The 16,246-nt window shown below is 58.0% G+C and carries 17 protein-coding genes; 3 read left to right on the top strand and 14 right to left on the bottom strand.

From position 1 onward, the window contains the following. Window positions 1–25 precede the first annotated feature (25 nt). Complete coding sequence (atzD, locus tag LQE90_RS08070) at window positions 26–1,129, bottom strand: cyanuric acid amidohydrolase (RefSeq protein ID WP_216529375.1); 1,104 nt, start codon at window positions 1,127–1,129, stop codon at window positions 26–28. Window positions 1,130–1,301: 172 nt separating this feature from the next. Next, window positions 1,302–2,924, bottom strand: coding sequence for a PucR family transcriptional regulator (locus LQE90_RS08065; RefSeq protein WP_216529374.1), 1,623 nt, complete (start codon window positions 2,922–2,924; stop codon window positions 1,302–1,304). A 222-nt stretch (window positions 2,925–3,146) separates the two neighbouring features. Between LQE90_RS08065 and LQE90_RS08060 the strand changes: the two genes are divergently transcribed. Together LQE90_RS08060 and LQE90_RS08055 are read left to right on the top strand one after the other, a co-directional pair. Next, on the top strand, window positions 3,147–4,529 hold the full coding sequence (locus LQE90_RS08060; RefSeq protein ID WP_216529373.1) for a uracil-xanthine permease family protein: 1,383 nt from the start codon (window positions 3,147–3,149) through the stop codon (window positions 4,527–4,529). A 28-nt stretch (window positions 4,530–4,557) separates the two neighbouring features. Beyond that, window positions 4,558–5,406: a cysteine hydrolase family protein gene (locus tag LQE90_RS08055; protein WP_216529372.1), complete on the top strand. Its 849-nt coding sequence runs from the start codon at window positions 4,558–4,560 to the stop codon at window positions 5,404–5,406. Between the two features lie 108 nt (window positions 5,407–5,514). Here the strand turns inward: LQE90_RS08055 and eno are convergent, their stop codons facing one another. The 12 genes from eno to LQE90_RS07995 form a co-directional block, all read right to left on the bottom strand. Further along, window positions 5,515–6,807 (bottom strand): phosphopyruvate hydratase, encoded by a 1,293-nt coding sequence (eno, locus tag LQE90_RS08050; RefSeq protein ID WP_216529371.1) that lies wholly within the window; start codon window positions 6,805–6,807, stop codon window positions 5,515–5,517. A gap of 183 nt (window positions 6,808–6,990) precedes the next feature. Beyond that, complete coding sequence (locus LQE90_RS08045; RefSeq protein WP_216529370.1) at window positions 6,991–7,848, bottom strand: energy-coupling factor transporter transmembrane component T family protein; 858 nt, start codon at window positions 7,846–7,848, stop codon at window positions 6,991–6,993. Between the two features lie 183 nt (window positions 7,849–8,031). Beyond that, window positions 8,032–8,595: a 50S ribosomal protein L17 gene (gene rplQ, locus LQE90_RS08040; protein WP_114567398.1), complete on the bottom strand. Its 564-nt coding sequence runs from the start codon at window positions 8,593–8,595 to the stop codon at window positions 8,032–8,034. Between the two features lie 12 nt (window positions 8,596–8,607). Beyond that, window positions 8,608–9,558, bottom strand: a complete 951-nt coding sequence (locus LQE90_RS08035) for a DNA-directed RNA polymerase subunit alpha (protein WP_114567399.1) — start codon at window positions 9,556–9,558, stop codon at window positions 8,608–8,610. A 29-nt stretch (window positions 9,559–9,587) separates the two neighbouring features. Further along, complete coding sequence (gene rpsD / locus LQE90_RS08030; protein ID WP_114567400.1) at window positions 9,588–10,214, bottom strand: 30S ribosomal protein S4; 627 nt, start codon at window positions 10,212–10,214, stop codon at window positions 9,588–9,590. 19 nt (window positions 10,215–10,233) lie between these two features. Next, window positions 10,234–10,632 (bottom strand): 30S ribosomal protein S11, encoded by a 399-nt coding sequence (rpsK, locus tag LQE90_RS08025; protein ID WP_009306916.1) that lies wholly within the window; start codon window positions 10,630–10,632, stop codon window positions 10,234–10,236. An 11-nt stretch (window positions 10,633–10,643) separates the two neighbouring features. Continuing rightward, the gene (gene rpsM, locus LQE90_RS08020; RefSeq protein WP_114567401.1) at window positions 10,644–11,012 is read right to left on the bottom strand and encodes a 30S ribosomal protein S13; all 369 of its coding nucleotides are present in this window, start codon (window positions 11,010–11,012) and stop codon (window positions 10,644–10,646) included. A gap of 22 nt (window positions 11,013–11,034) precedes the next feature. Beyond that, the gene (rpmJ, locus tag LQE90_RS08015) at window positions 11,035–11,148 is read right to left on the bottom strand and encodes a 50S ribosomal protein L36 (protein ID WP_006363204.1); all 114 of its coding nucleotides are present in this window, start codon (window positions 11,146–11,148) and stop codon (window positions 11,035–11,037) included. Window positions 11,149–11,249: 101 nt separating this feature from the next. Next, window positions 11,250–11,468: a translation initiation factor IF-1 gene (infA, locus tag LQE90_RS08010; protein WP_114567402.1), complete on the bottom strand. Its 219-nt coding sequence runs from the start codon at window positions 11,466–11,468 to the stop codon at window positions 11,250–11,252. Between the two features lie 296 nt (window positions 11,469–11,764). After that, window positions 11,765–12,334, bottom strand: a complete 570-nt coding sequence (locus LQE90_RS08005) for an ECF transporter S component (protein ID WP_114567403.1) — start codon at window positions 12,332–12,334, stop codon at window positions 11,765–11,767. A gap of 112 nt (window positions 12,335–12,446) precedes the next feature. Continuing rightward, the gene (locus LQE90_RS08000; RefSeq protein WP_216529369.1) at window positions 12,447–13,490 is read right to left on the bottom strand and encodes a twin-arginine translocation signal domain-containing protein; all 1,044 of its coding nucleotides are present in this window, start codon (window positions 13,488–13,490) and stop codon (window positions 12,447–12,449) included. Window positions 13,491–13,622: 132 nt separating this feature from the next. After that, window positions 13,623–15,128 carry a helix-turn-helix transcriptional regulator gene (locus LQE90_RS07995; RefSeq protein WP_231088259.1) on the bottom strand — a complete coding sequence of 502 codons (1,506 nt, stop codon included), beginning with the start codon at window positions 15,126–15,128 and terminating at the stop codon, window positions 13,623–13,625. A 140-nt stretch (window positions 15,129–15,268) separates the two neighbouring features. On the opposite strand from LQE90_RS07995, the gene LQE90_RS07990 reads away from it, so the two are divergent. Continuing rightward, on the top strand, window positions 15,269–16,195 hold the full coding sequence (locus LQE90_RS07990) for an FAD:protein FMN transferase (RefSeq protein WP_216529367.1): 927 nt from the start codon (window positions 15,269–15,271) through the stop codon (window positions 16,193–16,195). Window positions 16,196–16,246: the final 51 nt, after the last annotated feature.

Genomic DNA, 16,246 nt, shown 5'->3' with positions numbered 1-16,246 from the left:
TCTGATCGGGGCATGGGGCATTCGACTATCGTTCAACGATGACGGCAATCGGGCCGCCGCCGTCCGGACCCTGATGCTCGGCACCGCCCGATACGTAGATCATCGGATCCCCTACAGCAGCAGCTATCACACCGCCTACGGCACCGCGCGCATGACGCGTATGGTTTATATCGGAATCAGTATGCATAGTATTGCGACGACCGCGAACATAACCTGTCGAGTCGGCCTCTGCCTTCGCAAGCGCATTGACGATCTTTGCCTTCTGCTGCGCCGTAGGCAGCCCATCGAGCTCCATGCCGGCATTCTCGATGGCCTCCAACACAGCCTCGAGGTCAATGGCGTCCTTCATGACGCTGTGCCCAATGGTATAGGCGCTATCGTATTCGACAGAATTGCCCATCAAGATGATTTCGCAATTCAGCAGTTCAACACCAGCCGACGTCGATGCCACTTTCGAGTACAGCGACCAATCGCTGCAAATGGCATCGCCGGTGACGGACCCCTCGGCAGCCTCCCCAAGCGCAAGCGCGACGCCCAATGCAGAAGCTCCGCGGTTGTATCCCATAGATTCGTATGTGTCATGAACTACAACATCATGACCACGTTCCTGCGCATCAAGAATCCGCTCAGACGTAAGCAACGGACATTTTATCTGCACAAAATGCACGTCTTCTGCAGACGTGATGCCAGCCTGCTCCATAAGCTCCAGCGTCACGCGCTTGCATTCCTCCACCACCGCCATGGTTCCCTGCTCTTCAGGTAGAAACTCTCGAGTGAAGCCAGAGCTTGCGGCCAGCGTCTTTGCAGACGTAGGCTCGCCCTCCGCCTCGATACGGCAGAATACGGAAGCATGAGGAGCTAACACGCCTTCAGTGCCACCGGACATCACGAAAGCGACCTTCTTCGCAATATCCTCTTCAGACCAGCCGGTTTCCTTAGCAATGAGCAATTTGAACGCGATGGTCGAAAGACCTCGCGTGAAGTCGTTCACGCAACCGTTGCCTTCGGTTTTACCGAGCACGGCAATAATCGTTTTCGGATCCACGACGCCTTCGTCTATAAGGCTCTTCAAGCCACGTGTGTCATCAGGACTGGACATTTCGATCTTGTGAACATCGATCTTTTTCATACAGCATCCTCCTGGTTGAAGTGACTGGGCAGAACCATTGGCCAATGGGCTTATCCCTATGCACCCATTGTATGGACGCGATTTTTACCTGTCATTGTCGTTCGTCACCAAAGGATCGCGATGATCATTGTCAATTCGAACCAACACCTATGAAAGGACCGGCTATACGGAACTACTCCATATCCTCAAGCGCACGAAGCCACACCCAACAATCGTGAGCGACCACCACTTCCGCAAAATCGCGGCCAGGCTTCAACCCAACCCCCAACTGCTCGATCTTGCTCACGCGATACCGTACGGTGTTGTAATGAATGAACGATCGCTCTGCCACGCGTTTGTAGTTCAGGTCCCCTTCTATCAGAAGTCCGAGCGTCTCCATGAGATCGGTGCCGTTTTTATGATCGTAATCAATAAGCACCCCTATCTTGTCGCGAACAAACTGCTTCAGCGTGTCAACGTTGCTTACGTTTTCGATAATAGAGAACACCCGATGCTTGGAGTACGTGTCGACGAATGACTGCTTGTTCAGAGCCCCTCCCGTTTTAAGCACGCTCATAGCCTGCGCGTACGCCATATCGAGCGCCTGAATATGGTCGCATGAGTCTGATATTCCCACTCCTATCTTCACGCTTTTGGCACGAGCCAACGCAATAAGATCGGGCATGATGCTCCGGAACAAAGCCACTAATCGATCCTCGTCGGCAACGCCTCCCAGCACCACGATGGCGTCATTGAAATACACCAGGTACACCCGCTGGATCAAACGATCCCCCAGCTTAGCGTACCATTCATCGAAAAGACCGGTGTTGATCGCCCTGTCATAGAACTCCTTGCGGGCAATTTCATCCTCCGTGAATGCCTTCAAGCAAATGACCGGCTGCGGGAACACAAGGGACATGCCGAACGCCTTCGTCTTATTCTCGATCTCGATAGGTGACTTCACTTTGCCCTGCAACAGGTCTCGAATGAACACATCGCGAAAGTTCTTCTGATTCTTAAACACCGCATCCGTTTTAAGAAACAGCGCTGCAAGCAAAATAGCAGACTGCTCCACAGCTATATCGATGCTGATGCGGTCATTCGAATCGGCTGGATAGTCTAAAACGTAAACATACCCGAATCGATGCTTGCCGGCGACAATAGGATACAAGCTGTGGTCGATCAATAATTTGCGTCTGCGCTCCAGCATACTCCGAGGATCAACCCGATCGGCAAGCGCGCCCTCTTCGAAAAGCTGGCCGGCAGCCGACGCGGCGCACATGATCTTCATGTCCTTGTCCAGCACGCAAACATCCCTTTCCACAAGCACGCCCAAGCACTCTACGAGCGCCTGCACATCCGAATCGTTCAGTAAAAGCTCAGCCAGCACATTGTGCACATGGCTGCGGAATTGAAGCTGCGCGATGTATTCGTTCAACGATAGGGAGAGTATCTGGTTGGCCATGTTTGAAAGATTGGCGTCAGGCGGCAGTTCGAGCACGGGGACTCCCAGCTCATCAGCCTGCTGGAGCATACGTTCCGGTATTTTCCCAATATAGCGCAAGGGCTTTATACACACGCCGGCCACGCCGCACTCGTATACCCGGGCTATGAAGTCATCCATGCGCTCGGCATCGTCGGCAATGGGAAACAGCGTGGTCAGCAGAAGCGTATCCCGTTCCAAATAAGGGAACACGTCGGGAACCTCCATAAGGGATGCCCCTACAACGGTGTTCGACAAGCCGCTTTCCCCTGCGACAACCTTAGCGCCCTCGAAACTTTCAAGACCAAACATATCCCTGACTGTTTTGTGCATGAAGCCCCCTTTGCCATCGCACACGGAAGCGCACTATTTATCCTAGTGGAAAGACATGATTTTCTGCTGCCAAATTACCATCGGGGTCTTTGGCAACAACTGACAAAGACCCCGATGCATCAATTCTGTAAGATTGTCTACACAAGGACGCGCATCCTCCTCGCCAGCATTGTTCAGCCGCTCGCCATGCTCGGACGCATGGTCGAAAGGAGGGAATGCCCCATGTCCTCCAACTCTGCCAACAAGCTCGTATATGGCCCGGACGATACGCCTCGGACAAAGCGCGACGCCATACTGTATTCGGCTCAATGGATTATGATCATGTTCTATCCCGTGGTCTGGGGGTACTCCATCGTTGGGAAAGGCCTTGGGTTCGAAGGGCAGGATCTCTGCCTATACATGACGCGGGTAGTGTTCGTCATCGGTGCATCAACCTTGCTGCAAGCCCTCTTTGGGCATCGACTTGCCATGATTTCGGGTCCCAACATCATCCCCTCGCTGGCCATTGTGGCCGCCTGTTCCGTCGGAGGGGCAGATTACGCCCTGGAGTCTTTCAACGCCTTCATCATAGCGGGCATCATCGTAGCCATTTTGAGTGCGCTTGGCATCATGGATAAGATCGGCAGCGTATGGACCCCGCTTGTTTCAGGAGCCATGATACTCATGGTGGGCCTCTCCACCAGCACCACCGGCGTCAGCTTGGTGGCATCGGACGGGTTTTCGATGCCCTTCGCTCTGGGCATCGGGCTGGCGTTGTTCTGCGGATGGCTGTCCATCAAAGGACGCGGCCTGATTGCCACCGTCCCCGTGCTCATAACCATCGTTATAGGCTACCTTGCGTTTATAGCCTTGGGTAAATTTGACTGGGGTCTCGTAGCTTCCATGCCGGTTTTCACCATTCCCCAACTGTTCCCTTACGGCATATCGCTTCCGCCGATCGATCTCATCGTCACCATGACCGTAGTGACGATATTCGCATCGGCGAACGCGTACGGCAACGTTGAAGGGTATTCGGAAATCGTCGACGCAAAACAAACCGAACGAGAACACCGACGCACGTTCACGATATTCGGCTTGATCGAGCATTGCCTAACAGGCACCTTGGGAGCCCCGCCGACCGCACCATACGGAGAGAACTTAGGATTCGTGCTGCTAACCCGCGTAGCCTCCAGGTTCTTCTTGATATGTGCAAGCATCGCATGCATTGTCATGAGTTTTTTCGGCACCATCGGAGGAGTGATGGCCGCCATGCCCGAATCTGTAGCCGGAGCCGTGCTCATAGGGGTGGCTTGCACGCTCATCGGGATTGGTGCACGCACCATGGTTCAAGCGGGCGCGTTCAATACGCGCGAAATATTCATCGTCGGATTCTCGGTCTTCCTTGCGCTCGGCACATCGTTTCTGCCCGATTCCTTCTTCTCCGAAACCCCGCGCCTTGTTTCCACCCTGCTCAAGAACCCCGTAATCATGGTGATCATCCTGACGGTAATCATGGAACAACTCGTTATGAGAAAGCCGCAGTGTCGCTACGCAGCCGATACGACCAGCACGGCGTACGCCGAAAACCCACCCCGTATCACCAACTCGACCGACGAAACAAAGTAGTCGTCCGACAACATAAAAGGAGACAGATATGATCGACGCGCCAAAAATCCACGACGAAGCCAGGGGCACCATGCTGAAACGGGTGGACGAAGCTTACGAGGACTTCCTCGAAACCCGAACGTTTCACTATCCCTCGTGGCTCTACGGCAACCCGATCGGGACCCTTGTGACCTTGCCCGTGGAGGACTGCCCGAACTTCGGGGACACCGCCTATGTCGAGATGGACTCAGCGCGAACGGCGTTCATCTGCGTTGACATGCAAATCGATTTCTGCGGCAAGAACGGTTATGTCGACGTAATGGGCTACGACCTTCAGCAGACGGCATCAGCGCTAGGCCCTATCGAGCGTGCCTTGGCCGCCGTTCGCACAACCGACATGAACGTTATCCACACAAGAGAAGGCCACTTGCCCGACCTATCCGATGCGCCGTTCAATAAAATCCTACGCAGCAAAATCATCGGCAACGGCGTAGGAATCGGCGATAAACCAGAGCAGGGCATGGGACGCCTACTCGTACGCGGTCAGGAGAATTGGAATCTGCACGAACGCGTGAAGCCCATACCAGGAGAATTCATAGTGGATAAAGCAGGAAAAGGGGCGTTCGGCTCAAGCACCATCCATATGGTACTGAAAAATCTCGGTATCACGCATATCGTCATCTGCGGAATCACCACCGACGTATGCGTACATACCATCATGCGCGAAGCCAACGATTACGGATACTGGTGCATTCTCATGAAAGACGGCACAGGGGCCACCGACCCGGGCAACCATGAAGCCGCCATTAAATCCATCAAGATGCAGGGAGGCGTGTTCGGCAACGTAACCGACTCGAAACGACTCATCCAAGCAATCGAGGCAATGAAAACCGCCTAAAAAGACAGTCGTACCACAAGAACGAAGCCGCCAGCCCCCCAAGGAGGCTGGCGGCTTCTTCCGCCGAAAGGCATGAATTTCGCACGCCTCTCGATTTTGCAGATAACTCTAGCGCTTGATGTTGTAGAACGCAGCCATACCGGCATACGTCGACTGAGCGTCAAGCTCTTCCTCGATGCGAAGCAGCTGGTTGTACTTCGCCACGCGGTCGCTGCGGCACGGCGCGCCCGTCTTGATCTGGCCGGTGTTGCAGGCCACGGACAGGTCGGCGATGGTGGTGTCCTCGGTCTCGCCCGAGCGGTGGCTCATGACGCACGCATAGCCGGCCTGCTTCGCCATTTCGATGGCCTCAAGCGTCTCGGTCAAGCTGCCAATCTGGTTCACCTTGATAAGAATGGCGTTCGCGCAGCCCATCTCGATGCCCTTGGCAAGACGCTTGGAATTCGTGACGAACAGGTCGTCGCCCACCAGCTGCACGCGATCGCCGATGCGCTCGGTCAGCTGCTTCCAGCCGTCCCAGTCCTCTTCGGCCATGCCGTCTTCGATGGAGATGATGGGGTACTTGTTGACCAAAGCCTCCCAGTAGTCGACCATTTCGGCGCTCGTCAGCTCGCGGCCTTCGCCGGCCAGCACGTACTTCTGCTTCTCGGCATCGTAAAACTCGGTCGAAGCCGGGTCCATAGCGAACATGATGTCGGAACCGGGCTTGTAGCCAGCAGCCTCGCATGCCTTCATCACGTACTCGAGCGGCTCTTCGTTCGTCTTGAAGTTCGGAGCGAAACCGCCTTCATCGCCCACGCCGCCGCCAAGGCCGGCATCGTGCAGAACCTTCTTCAGCGTGTGGTAGATCTCAGCGCACCAGCGCAGCGCTTCGGCAAACGAGTCGGCGCCGACCGGCATGATCATGAACTCCTGGAAGTCCACGTTGTTGTCGGCATGCGCGCCGCCGTTCAGAATGTTCATCATGGGCGTGGGAAGCAGATGCGCGTTCACACCGCCGACGTACTTGTACAGAGGAAGTTCGGCGGACTCTGCAGCAGCCTTCGCCACGGCCAGGGACGCGCCCAGGATGGCGTTCGCGCCCAGCGCGCCCTTGTTGTCGGTGCCGTCGATTTCCAGCATAATGTCGTCGACGAAGCGCTGGTCGTCGGCTTCCACGCCAATCAGGGCGTCGGCGATTTCGCCGTTCACATGAGCAACCGCATCGAGCGTCCCCTTGCCCAAATAGCGACCCTTATCGCAATCTCGCAGCTCAACAGCCTCGAACGCGCCAGTCGAAGCACCCGACGGCACAGCCGCGCGGCCGAACGAACCGTCCTCCAGCACGACCTCAACTTCCACGGTCGGATTGCCGCGCGAGTCGAGAATCTCGCGACCGAACACATCGATGATGACGCTCATGAATGCCTCCTCGTAGGATGATGACGATTTACATCAAGAGCAATCATAGCACGTCGGAAACCGGGAGACGGCAACCCTGCGCGTTTCCCATAACCGCAGCGACGAACGGCAGCCCGCAGGATCGAAGAACGGCAAGAAAGGAGCTACCCAGGCGCTAAGAAACGTACAGCCTCGAATGCAGGTTCACAGCAAAATCGACAATACCGCGCACACCGCCAACCCTGCCGCCAGCACCACGCCGCTCGCCAACGAGAACGCGCGTGGCGCAAGCGAGGTGCGTTCCACGTCGGGGGCGCCGTAGCAGCGCGCATCCATGGCCACAGCCAGCGAGTCGGCACGGCGAAACAACCCCACGAACAAGGGGATGAGCACCGTCTGCCAAGCCCGCAAACGCTGCCACAACCCGCCTGCGTCGAACGATGCGCCGCGCGCTTGCTGCGCATCGTGCACGCGCGCCAGCTCTTCGGCGGTAACGGGAATGAAGCGCAACGCGAGCGAGAACACCATGGCTATATCGTCCACCGGAACGCCAAGACGTCGCAAGGGGCGAAGAAAACTGCTTAACGCATTGGTCAACTCAGTCGACGTAGTAGTGTAGGTAACCACCAGGCTGCCCACCACAAGCAAGATGATCCGCACGGCGAAGAAGCAGCCGCGCGCAAATCCCGCAGGCACGAATCCGAACGTGCCAAACAAAGCAATCGGGGACCATGCGCCCAAAAAACCCGCCGACACGTCGCCCAACCCCGAAGGGGCGCCTGCAGCAGCCGCCTGGGCCACATCGAACGAAAACGCATTGAACACCACCGTGAACGCAACGATCACGTACACCGGCAGCATCAAACCGAACAGCCTTCGAGCGGGCACCGTCGACGCCATCGCAACAGCAGCGAACAGCAACGCGCACAACCCCAGGCCAATCCACGTATGCACCAAAAACAACGTAGCGGAATATGCAGCAAGCAGCACGAGCTTAACCCGTGCGTCGCACGCATGCACCGGCGAGGCGCCGGGAATATAAGAGCTTACGTTGATTCGCATGCAGGCAGTATGCCACAATCGGAGGATGCGCGCACGAACTGCACGAAGCCAACGCTAACGCGAGCGCGAACCGCAAGGCGCACGTCACGCCCGCAGTTCGACGATCATGCTCGCCGAACACTCAAAAAAAGGGACCCGCGCATGCGGATCCCTTTCCCATATCAGTATGAAGCGAAGCGAAAGCTATTCAGCCTTCTCCTTCTCCACAACCTCGGCCTCGACGGCTTCCACGTTCTCAGCAGCAGCCTCTTCAGCCTTGTCGGCAGCCTCGACGGCGGCTTCCTCAGCCTGAGCCTCAGCAGCCTCCTCGACCTTCTCGACCTTCTTGGGAGCAACCTTCTTCGCAGCCTTCTTGGCGGCCGGCTTCTCCTCGTCCTTCTTCTTCACGGGCTCGGTCACAAGCTCCATGATGACCATGGGGGCGTTGTCGCCCTTGCGGGGACCCAGCTTCATGATGCGGGTGTAGCCGCCCTGACGGTCCTGGAACATGCCCTGCTCGACCTTCTCGAAGATCTCGCGCACGAGTTCCTTGTCGCCCAGAGCCGCGATGGCCAGACGACGAGCATGCAGGTCGCCGCGCTTCGCCCAGGTGATGATCTTGTCGACGTCAGGACGGATCTCCTTGGCGCGCGACTCGACCGTCTTGATGCGGTCGTTCAGGAACAGGGCGTTCACCAGGCTCTTCTTCATGGCCTTGGTGTGGCTGAAGTCGGTGCCCAGCTTGCGGCCCTTGTAATTGTGTCGCATGATACGTATCTCCTATAGCTTCAAATTGAGGTCCATGGAAATGAGCTTGTCCTTCACTTCCTCGATGGACTTCGCACCAAAGTTCCTAATGTTCAGCAGGTCGTTTTCGGAGAACTCGACCAGCTGGCGAACCGAATGGATACCGGCGCGCTTCAGGCAGTTGTACGAGCGAACGGACAGGTCGAGATCCTCGATCTGCTTGTCCAGCTCGGCGTTGGACTCCTGGCCCTCCGGCGCGAAGATGGACGGAACTTCGCCCTCCTCCTCGTCGGCCATATCGGACAGGCTCAAGAACGCGCCCATGTACTGGTTCACGATGTTGGACGCGCGGCAGATGGCCTCGGTCGGCGTGATGCTGCCGTCCGTTTCCACCTCCAGCACGAGCTTGTCGTAGTCAGTACGCTGGCCCACGCGGGTGTCGGTCACGTTGAGCGTGCAGCGACGGACCGGCGAGAACAACGAGTCAACATGGATGACCCCGATGGGATCCTCCGTGCGCTTGTTGCGCTCGGCAGACACGTAGCCGCGGCCGACGCCGATGCGAACCGTCATGTCCAACTGGCCGCCATCGGAAACCGTCGCAATGACGTGCTCCGGGTTGACCAGGGTAAACTCGGTCGGGATGTCGAGGTCCGCGCCCGTAACCGTGCAAGGACCCTCCACCGACACATGCGCCGTGGCCTCTTCGATGTCGTCGTTCAGTGCAGAGAACACGAGTCCCTTGACATTCAAAACGATGTCCGTGATGTCCTCGATGACACCCTCGGCCGTCGTGAACTCATGCTGCACACCCTCGATCTGGATGGCCGTAGCCTTTGCGCCATCCAGGGACGAGAGCAGCACGCGACGCATGCAGTTGCCCAGCGTGTAGCCGTAACCGCGCTCGAGCGGTTCGACGATGAAACGCGCGACAGTATCGTTGACTTCTTCCGTTGTTACAGTAGGCCTCATGAACTCTGTCATGTGGGGTAAGCCTCCTTACTATGCCGCGATTATTTCGAGTAGAGCTCGACGATGAGCTGCTCGCGAATATCCAGATCGATCTGGTCGCGTTGCGGAAGCGCGAGAACGCTGCCCTGAAGTTTCTCGATGTCAACCTCAAGCCATGCCGGCACCTGCACGCGCTCGTTGGAGATCAGCGCGCTCTTGATGACCAACATGTCCTGAGCCTTGGGAGCAACGGCAACCACGTCGCCCGGACGAACGCGGAACGACGGGATGTCGACGCGACGACCGTTGACAACGATGTGACCGTGACGCACCTGCTGGCGAGCCTCCGCGCGAGACTTCGCAAAGCCCAGGCGGTAGACGACGTTGTCCAGACGGCTTTCCAGGATGCGAAGCAGGTTCTCACCCGTAACGCCCTGCTGACGGTTGGCCATATCGTAGTAATGACGGAACTGCTTCTCCAGAACGCCATAGATACGCTTGGTCTTCTGCTTCTCGCGCAGCTGAGTGCGATATTCGCTTTCCTTGATGCGCTTTTTGCCGGCTTCGCCCGGCGCGTAGTTACGGCGCTCGATTGCGCACTTCTCCGTGTAGCAGCGGTCGCCCTTCAGGAAGAGCTTCGCACCTTCACGACGGCACAAACGGCAGTCCGCTCCAGTATAACGAGCCATAATACTTAGATCCTTTCAGCTACACGCGACGACGCTTGCGCGGACGGCAACCGTTGTGCGGGATGGGTGTGCAATCCTGAATGCTGGCAATCTCCAGGCCGGCGGCCTGCAGAGAGCGGATGGCCGTCTCGCGACCCGAACCCGGGCCCTTGACGAACACGGACACCTTGCGCAGGCCATGCTCCATCGCCGTCTTCGCAGCGGCCTCGGCGGCCATCTGAGCAGCGAACGGAGTGGACTTGCGCGAGCCCTTGAAGCCCACCGTGCCGGCGGACTGCCACGAGATCACATTGCCCTGAGGATCGGTGATGCTCACGATCGTGTTGTTGAACGTAGACTTGATATGCGCAGCGCCAACGGCGATGTTCTTACGCTCGGAGCGCTTAATGCGCGTGCGCACGTTTTTCTTAGCTGCCACTTCTAGCTACCTCACTTTTTCTTTCCGCCGATTTGCTTACGAGGACCCTTGCGCGTGCGCGCGTTCGTGTGCGTGCGCTGTCCGCGAACGGGCAGGCCGCGACGATGGCGGAGTCCACGATAGCAACCGATCTCCATGAGGCGCTTGACGTTCTGAGAAACCTCGCGGTGCAGGTCGCCCTCCACCTTGATGTTGCCCTGGATGTAGTCGCGCAGCTTCTGCAGATCATCTTCCGTGAGGTCCTTCACGCGGACGCTCGGATCAACGCCGGTCTCGGCGAGGATCTGCTTGGAAGTGGTCAGGCCAATGCCGTAGATGTAGGTCAAGCCGACTTCAATGCGCTTGTCGCGAGGAAGGTCGACACCAACAAGACGTGCCATAGGTTATATCTCCTCTTTCTTCCTAGCCCTGACGCTGCTTATGGCGCGGGTTCTCGCAGATAACGAGGACCTTGCCATGGCGTCGGATGATTTTGCACTTGTCGCACATTTTCTTGACCGAAGGACGTACCTTCATAATCATTTCCTTTCGGTTATGCGTTCCCGTCTATACTCCACACCCAGCCGCAGGTGAGAATTTTCTTAACTGATTAACGCGCTTGACGCAAAAAACTGCGCCTACTTGAAACGATACGTGATACGGCCGCGATTCAGGTCGTAGACGGAAAGCTCAACCGTCACCTTGTCTCCCGGCAGGATCTTGATGTAGTGCATACGCATCTTGCCAGAGATATGGGCCAATATCTTGTGTCCGTTTTCGAGCTCAACCCTAAACATAGCGTTCGGCAACGCTTCTAGGACAGTTCCCTCAAGCTCGATTACATCTTCTTTGCTCAAAAGTGCTCCTTCAAAGCAGGTCGTTATAAGCAGCAACGATAGATTCTACCAAATAAAGTGTAGATTGAGCAAGAGAATTTTTTGGGCACAGAAAGCCAACAAACCGTTGGTTCGAATATGCCTGCATGTCAGGCGTGCGGTTCGGAACCGCGCAGTCCGCATAAGGAGCAGGACCGCCAGGTACTCGCGCGATGCGCAGCCGCCTTGTCGGCTTCGACGGGGTCGGGCGCGTTTTAAGGGTGGACGCTCCGTCAGAGAAATAAGTATAGGCATTTTGCCTGCAAGGTCAAGGGTATTTAATGTGAAGAAGACGAGCCAAGATCCGACTCCCCCAGCAAAGCCGCCAGCTTCCGGTACGAGACAATGGCCAAAACCGAGTTCGCCAACGCCTTGAGCACGTTGAACGGCAGCAGCGCGGGAAACACGAGCGCGGCAACCTGCTGATACGTCGCCTCAACGTACAGCGGCATCACCACGAAATTCAAACAGACGGAAACGGCCGTAGACGCGGCCACGCCAGCCGCGCAGCCCAATACCACATACAGCAAGCATGGCTTGCGACGATACACCGCCCCCACCACCATAACAAGGGAGACGGTTGCCATGATGTTCATGAACGCGCCCAAGGGGTCGGTAATCAAATGGGGTATCCACGAAGCAACCGCCACGCCGACCCCTATCCAAGAGCCGTACAGCACGGTGGCCAGCAACGACACCGCACCGGAGGGATCGTACTTCAGCCATTCGGCGCCCGGGACCACTGGAAGCTCGACAAAGCTGAGGACCATCGCCATCAAGACAAGCAGGCCGATGGCGGCACCCTGCTTGGGAGATCGGTTACGTCGCTCGTACGGCAATGCGTCCATAGAGTCTCCTATCCGGCTTTCCGCCTATTATAATGCGCTCGGCAAGCAACGGCGAAGCGATCCGACGCGTACGACAATCGGCTCGCTTCGCAAGGGGAACGGAACAGCGGATCTAAGCAGCCTTGGCAGCCTCTACCGCCGCCTTCACATAGCCGGCGGTGTCCACAAGCGTCGCACCGGAAACGGCGTCAGGGCCCTTCGCCTTCACGTCGGAGATCTTCTGGCCGGCCACAAACGATTCGATGGCCTCCATGGACTCAATCCATGGCGTAGTGGCCTGGGCCTTCTCCTTCATCATCGCGGAATACGCTTCGGAGTTCACCGACTTGGACATGAGCATCTGGCCCTCGGCGTAACCGGCGGCAAACGCTGCATCGGAATTCGGTACGGGAACGAAGCCTTCGGAAGACGTGGCGACGAACTGGAACTCGTCGATGCTCGTTGCAACCAGCACGTCGTCTTGCACGAGCGAAACGGCTTCGGCAAACGCCTTGTCGCCATGCGCAGCGGCGTTGACGCGCCCTAGCTTGAGGTTCGATCCATCACCCGAATACGTGCCCGACGAGGTGATGGCGTCGCTTTGAGCAACTTCGGACACCAGCTTAAGATAGTTGGGAGCGTCGACGAGCGTAGCCCCCGACACCGTATCGATGCTGGCCTTCTTCAGCTCCGAAGGCTTCTTGCCAACGCAGTAGTCTTCGATAGCGCGCATGGACGTGAGCCAAGGCTGCGTGGCCTGCGCCTTTTCCTTCATCATTGCGGAATACGCGTCGGTGTTCACGGTTTTCGACATGAGCACCTGACCCGTTGCGTAGCCGGCCGCAAGCCCGGCATCGGAATTCGGAACCGGCGTGATGCCCGTCGAACCGGCCGGCATGAATTGGTAATCGTCCACGCTCACGGCAAGGATCGAGCCGTCATCTGCCGTAGCGACGACCACGCTTGTGAAGCATTTGTCACCGTGAGCCGCGCCGTAGCCGCGATGAAGGGTAACCGCGTTCGAGGAGCCGCCCGAACCGACTGCGGGCGTCGCGCCTTCGGATGTTGCAGCGGCGCCGCTTGGCGCGCACGAACCCAGCATGGAAGCGCCTGCCGCGCCCAGCGCTACGACAATGCTCCCCTTGAGAAAATCACGACGAGTGACTTGCAGTTCCATGGTAGCCTCCCTTGAAGTATCTTCAAACAACGAGGCCACCATACGAGCCGAAGCAAGGGGAATCTATCGTCAAAACGAGGGGACTTGCTCCCCACCTGGCATGTTCTTTCTAAACGAAAAGGGGGAGATTGCTCAAACGCCTTCGTCAGCCTGGTCATCGAGCAGCTTGAACAGCTCTTCGCGCGACGACACGCCAAGCTTGCGATAGATGTTCTTGCGATGGCTGCGCACCGTGGATTCGGCCACCGTCAGTTCTTCGGCAACGAAAATCGACGTGTGCCCGCGGCCCAAAAGCAGCAAGATCTCGGCTTCTCGAGCAGTCAGACGATGCTTTTCCGCCAGCTGGGCGCAACGACGCAGGTAATCTTCCCGCGCGTCAGGCAAAGCCGACTCCGCAGCATCGATGCCTTCAAGCATGACGCGCCACAGCCGCGAGCTGGGCGTGACCATGAGGACAACGGCCATGATCACGAACAGTACGATGAGGATCTGGTAGCGATACGCGCCCAGGACGCCCGCGTTGGCGCTGGCGTCCGAAAGCAGGCACACCAGACAGCTGAATATAATCATGATGCCGCCAGCGGGCAACGCGAGAGAGCGCATGCGACCCGCCATGGAAACGAGCATTGCCGACATAATGAGCGCGTAGACCGTGCAGAACGCAAGAGAGCCCACCACCATCGCCGAACGCTGAAGCGGCGGATCGACAAACGCGGTTGCGGCAAACGTCGCGAAAGCCATCAGCGGCAAGAAGAAGCGATAGGAAAAGTTGATCAGGGCTTGGTCCGTCTTCAGAAACGCAAGGAGCACCATAGCGGCTTCGGCGAGCAAGCCAGCCCATGCCAACGGCGCCATCCCCCACTCCATCGTCTGCGCCAAGCTGCTGTCGGCAACGAACAGCAGCAACATGGAAAACGGCATGACCGCGAAGAACAGTGCCCGGGAAAGCGGCGTCTTGAAATCCCCGGTCCCTTCCACTACGGAAACGTCCAGATGGCCGAACACGTCCCACCAGTTCGCGCCCGATTGCGCCAAGCGATCGTCCTCACGCTGCGAGCGAAAGAACAGCCGAGCGCATCCCGCAAGGGAAAGAGCCGCCGCGCACGTAAGCGCTACGCGCGCCGCATCAACGTTGAGCATCGGCAACAAAGCGCTGCTGGCAAACAGGCCGAGCGCGGAAGCCCAAACCACCGCCAACGCGCGTCGAAACGCGAGCACGCGCAGCCGGCTCACCCAAACAAGGCTCATGACGGCCGCTCCGAACCCCATCATAAGGCCGCATCCCGCCTCAACAAGGGATCCATCGACAACCCCGAAGCTCCACAGATCGAGCAGTGCATATCCAAGCGCGTAACAACCTAAGGCCAATAGCACGACCGTGCGGTTCAGCCGAGCATGCGCCGTTTTGAGCAAACAGACAAACAGGAACGCGAGCGACGTGAACATGGCGGCAAGCGAGAGCGCCGTCGAGAACGAAACGGCCGGCAAAAACGAACCCGCGCCAAGGGCTGGGGTCGTCGCGCGCTGCCAAAACTCGAGAACGGGCAAAAGCAGGGGAACGCTCATGCAGAAGGAAAGAAGAGCAACCGTGTCGAACGCATCGAACTGCGGGATGAGGCCTCGCTTTTCAGGCTGCATTGCGTTTCTCCTTCCACCGCTCGTTCGCCGTGGCATCGGCCGACGCCGCTCACCCGCGTCGCATGCCGCACCTGCAGCACGGCTCCAAAGAAAGTATACTGTTCCAGTAGCGTATGGCGCTTCACGTTGAAGGGAACGGTATGGTTTCTCGGGAGTTCTTTCGGTTCAACACCACCAACACCATCAGTGCGGAGACCGACGATGCAAGCATCATCGACCGAGCCGTGGCATGGTGCGACCGCTGCGAGCTTTTGCTCTCGCGGGTTGATCCCGCAAGCGAGCTGTTTCGGCTCAACCATGCGCGCGGTGTTCCGACCGACGTCGATCCCGAGCTGGCAACGTTCATCGACACGGCGTTGGCATACTGCCGCGCCACCGACGGGCTGTTCGACATCACCATGGGAAGCGCAACGCAACTCTGGGACTTCAAGCGGCAAACGATCCCCAACCCCAACGATCTGGCCGCAGCGCTGCGCCACGTGGACTACCGAAACGTTGCCGTGACGGGCTCGACCGTGACGCTGCACGACCCGCTGGCCTGCGTTGACTTGGGCGGCATCGCGAAAGGATACATCGCCGACGGTATCCTTGCGCTGTTGCGCGAGGGCGGCGTCGAGCGCGCATTGGTCAACCTGGGAGGCAATGTGGCGGTTATGGGAGGCAAACCCGACGGAACGCCGTGGCGGGTGGGCATCCGAAAGCCCTTTCCTTCAAGCGCCCTGCCGATGCGGGATTCGTTCGCCTGCGTAAGCGTTCGCGACGGATCGGTGGTGACGAGCGGCATATACGAGCGCGCGTTCGAGCGCGACGGCACGCTGTACCACCACATTCTGGATCCGCGCACCGGCTTTCCCGCGCAGACCGACCTGCTGAGCGCCACCGTGGTTTCGCGCGCTTCGCTTGACGCGGACGGATTCACCACAGCGCTCGTCATCATGGGCGCCGATCGCGCGCTTGCGTTTGCGGAGAGCCATCCGTCGTTGGAAGCCGTGCTGGTAACGAACGAGGGCGATGTGCTGGCAACATCCGGGATAGGAAGCGACATCCCCTTCGAACTGCTGGAATAAAAACGCCGCCCAAGCGGAGCGGCGAAGCAAAATGCGGTGCGCGATGCACTG

Origin of the sequence: Paraeggerthella hominis (assembly GCF_021044775.1) — a bacterium.
Taxonomy (GTDB): domain Bacteria; phylum Actinomycetota; class Coriobacteriia; order Coriobacteriales; family Eggerthellaceae; genus Paraeggerthella; species Paraeggerthella hominis.
The sequence above is the reverse complement of the archived record's forward strand: the minus strand, read 5'-3'. Positions and strand labels throughout refer to the sequence as shown.

Bases quoted from the DNA above. Each gene is read 5' to 3' on its own strand.
- LQE90_RS08035 (WP_114567399.1), bottom strand. From the start codon at position 9,558: ATGACAGAGTTCATGAGGCCTACTGTAACAACGGAAGAAGTCAACGAT.
- atzD (WP_216529375.1), bottom strand. From the start codon at position 1,129: ATGAAAAAGATCGATGTTCACAAGATCGAAATGTCCAGTCCTGATGAC.
- eno (WP_216529371.1), bottom strand. From the start codon at position 6,807: ATGAGCGTCATCATCGATGTGTTCGGTCGCGAGATTCTCGACTCGCGC.
- LQE90_RS08005 (WP_114567403.1), bottom strand. From the start codon at position 12,334: ATGGACGCATTGCCGTACGAGCGACGTAACCGATCTCCCAAGCAGGGT.
- LQE90_RS08000 (WP_216529369.1), bottom strand. From the start codon at position 13,490: ATGGAACTGCAAGTCACTCGTCGTGATTTTCTCAAGGGGAGCATTGTC.
- LQE90_RS07990 (WP_216529367.1), top strand. From the start codon at position 15,269: ATGGTTTCTCGGGAGTTCTTTCGGTTCAACACCACCAACACCATCAGT.
- rpsD (WP_114567400.1), bottom strand. From the start codon at position 10,214: ATGGCTCGTTATACTGGAGCGGACTGCCGTTTGTGCCGTCGTGAAGGT.
- rplQ (WP_114567398.1), bottom strand. From the start codon at position 8,595: ATGCGACACAATTACAAGGGCCGCAAGCTGGGCACCGACTTCAGCCAC.
- LQE90_RS07995 (WP_231088259.1), bottom strand. From the start codon at position 15,128: ATGCAGCCTGAAAAGCGAGGCCTCATCCCGCAGTTCGATGCGTTCGAC.
- LQE90_RS08060 (WP_216529373.1), top strand. From the start codon at position 3,147: ATGTCCTCCAACTCTGCCAACAAGCTCGTATATGGCCCGGACGATACG.
- LQE90_RS08045 (WP_216529370.1), bottom strand. From the start codon at position 7,848: ATGCGAATCAACGTAAGCTCTTATATTCCCGGCGCCTCGCCGGTGCAT.
- rpmJ (WP_006363204.1), bottom strand. From the start codon at position 11,148: ATGAAGGTACGTCCTTCGGTCAAGAAAATGTGCGACAAGTGCAAAATC.
- LQE90_RS08065 (WP_216529374.1), bottom strand. From the start codon at position 2,924: ATGCACAAAACAGTCAGGGATATGTTTGGTCTTGAAAGTTTCGAGGGC.
- rpsM (WP_114567401.1), bottom strand. From the start codon at position 11,012: ATGGCACGTCTTGTTGGTGTCGACCTTCCTCGCGACAAGCGCATTGAA.
- LQE90_RS08055 (WP_216529372.1), top strand. From the start codon at position 4,558: ATGATCGACGCGCCAAAAATCCACGACGAAGCCAGGGGCACCATGCTG.